Here is a 1,228-nt window from a genome sequence, read left to right as displayed (position 1 = left end):
CCCCTTCGCCCACCGCGCGCCGCGCCGCGGCCGCGGCGCCGGAGGCGGTGCCGCCGGTGTCCATCGGCAGGAAGTCGACGCCGCGGCTGCCGCGCTCGAACAGTGCGAGTTCGGCCGCCTGCTGCATGGCGGCGCCCAGCGGCGCCTGCGGCCCCGACAGCGGCAGCAGCAGCGCGATCCGGTTGCGCGACGGTTCCTGCAACGGCCCCGCCGCGGGGCCCGAGGCTTGCGGCGCGCAGGCCGCGAGCCCCACAAGGGCGGCGAGCACCGGAAGGGACAGGCGGCGTGGGAGGGGAAAGCGCGGCAGAAGGGACACGGTCCTCGGATCCTCCCGGCGGCCCGGGAAGGCCGGGCCTGGTGCTGGTCGCGACGCCGATCGGCAATCTCGGCGATCTCTCGCCACGGGCCCTGGCGGCGCTCAGGGACGCCGACGCCGTGCTGTGCGAGGACAGCAGGGTGACCGGCGGCCTGCTCGCCCGGCAAGGCATCGCGGCGACGATGATCCCCTTGCACGAACACAATGAGGCGGCGCAAGCCCCCCGCCTCGTCGAACGCATGGCGGCGGGCGAATCCTTCGCCCTTGTCTCCGATGCCGGAACGCCGCTGGTCAGCGACCCGGGCTACCGTCTGGTGCGCGCGGCGATCGCGGCCGGCATCCAGGTTTCGGCCGTGCCGGGGCCGAATGCGGCGGTCATGGCGCTCGCGCTGTCGGGCCTTCCGCCGCACCCCTTCCTGTTCCTGGGCTTCCTGCCGGCCCGGGCCGGGCCGCGCGCGGCCGAACTGTCGCGCATGCGCGGAATCGAGCGGGCGGGGCTCTCGGCGACGCTCATCCTGTACGAGGCACCGCACCGCCTGGCCGAGGCGCTCGCCGCCCTGGCCGAGGCCCTCGGCCCCGAGCGCCCGGCCGCGGTCGCGCGCGAACTGACGAAGCGGTTCGAGGAGGTGCGCCGCGGAACCCTCGGCGACCTCGCCGCCCATTACGCGACGGCCGAGGCGCGCGGGGAGATCTGCATCCTGGTCGGCCCGGCGCCGGAAGATGCGGTGGCGGGGGCGGCGGACATCGACGCGGCGCTGCGCGCGGCGCTGGCCGCGGGAATGAGCCTGCGCGACGCGGCGGCCAGCGTCGCCGCCGCCACCGGGGTCCGGAAGCGGGAGGTCTATGCGCGGGCCCTGGCGCTGGAGACGCCGCCGGCGCCCGGCTGAAGGCGCGGCCCGCAAGTCGCGCGCG

2 protein-coding genes are annotated in these 1,228 nt (G+C 76.9%); one reads left to right on the top strand and one right to left on the bottom strand.

All coding sequences use genetic code 11. The features are described 5' to 3' along the window. Positions 1–316 (bottom strand): ABC transporter substrate-binding protein (locus HW577_RS25280; RefSeq protein WP_332837815.1); only part of this gene is annotated, 316 nt, incomplete at its 3' end. Here HW577_RS25280 and rsmI point away from each other — a divergent pair. After that, positions 286–1,203 carry a 16S rRNA (cytidine(1402)-2'-O)-methyltransferase gene (rsmI, locus tag HW577_RS25275; RefSeq protein WP_408639560.1) on the top strand — a complete coding sequence of 306 codons (918 nt, stop codon included), beginning with the start codon at positions 286–288 and terminating at the stop codon, positions 1,201–1,203. The two genes, HW577_RS25280 and rsmI, sit on opposite strands and share 31 nt — an antisense overlap. Positions 1,204–1,228 lie beyond the last annotated feature (25 nt).

This window comes from Neoroseomonas rubea (assembly GCF_016106015.1).
GTDB lineage: Bacteria > Pseudomonadota > Alphaproteobacteria > Acetobacterales > Acetobacteraceae > Neoroseomonas > Neoroseomonas rubea.
Note: the sequence above shows the minus strand (reverse complement) of the source record. Positions and strands in the feature narration are given on the sequence as shown.